The organism is Campylobacter sp. GB48 (genome assembly GCF_049221845.1).
GTDB lineage: Bacteria > Campylobacterota > Campylobacteria > Campylobacterales > Campylobacteraceae > Campylobacter_D > Campylobacter_D lari_C.
In genome coordinates this window covers 1-923 of sequence record NZ_JBMJAR010000073.1, presented here as the reverse complement: position 1 = coordinate 923, position 923 = coordinate 1, and the positions used below count along the sequence as shown (strand labels likewise).

Annotated in this window: 1 protein-coding gene and 1 pseudogene; both read left to right on the top strand. The window is 27.8% G+C overall.

Going from position 1 to position 923, the window contains the following annotated elements; translation table 11 throughout:
* Positions 1 to 295 (top strand): annotated as a pseudogene (locus tag ACOTVC_RS08860) (ankyrin repeat domain-containing protein); the annotation flags it as partial.
* A 46-nt stretch (positions 296 to 341) separates the two neighbouring features.
* A complete protein-coding gene (locus ACOTVC_RS08855) occupies positions 342 to 803 on the top strand; it encodes a hypothetical protein (protein WP_421628384.1) in 462 nt (153 codons plus the stop codon).
* Positions 804 to 923: the final 120 nt, after the last annotated feature.

Sequence of the window (923 nt, the reverse complement as noted above, 5' to 3'; positions counted from 1 at the left end):
CGAACCTGAAACTTATAAGGTTACAAAGCTTTTAATCGAACTAGGAGCTAATGTAAATTTTGTCACCCCAACCACCCCTTTAGATATCGCAAGAGGATCTAGAAATAAAAAACTTTTAAAAGATGCAGGAGCAATGACTTCAGAGCAAATTAGAAAAAAATATAATTTACCAGCATATGATTCTTCTCATTGTGAAATTGATGGAAAAACTGACTTTGATTTATTAGGTAAATATCGTGATGAATGCTCCAAACTTTTAAACGATGCCATAAAAAAAGCCAAGGATAATGAGTAGAGTGATAAAAATTAACTTTAGGTAAAATAAATTACAAGGAAAGATAATGAAAAATAAAAATTTACTGGATGAAGATATACAAGAAGTGTTTAATTACTATATTAAAAATGATAATTATTTAAAAGGTGCTTTAGATGGTTTAAAAAAACATGAACGAAGAACTTTTATAAGTTACATCTTAAGTTATGAATATAAAAATTTAGTAGAAAACAACAACTTAAAATTTGATGAAAAAGATAAGGTTATTTTACCCCCTAACTTAACCACTATTTTAGACTATGATAAAAGGACATTTAATAGCACAAATCTTCGAAATTTTATAAATGATTTGGAATTTGAATTAGAACATATAGAAATGGAACTTTATGATGATCCTGCTAACTTTGAAGGGGGAGATTACTATAATGAAGATAGCGAATGTGATGAGGATTATACAGTGGAGGATTGGGTAGAAGATCAAGTAAAAGATATAAAAGATTTTATAGATGCTTTGAAAGCTTTTAAATGAAACAAACATTAAGTGCTAATCAGGTTAGTTTTCATCTTTTATCTAAAAAAACTTTTAGTGATGAAAAATACCTTAATGCTTGGAGTTTAAAAGGTAATCGCCTTAATTTACAAGAATGGC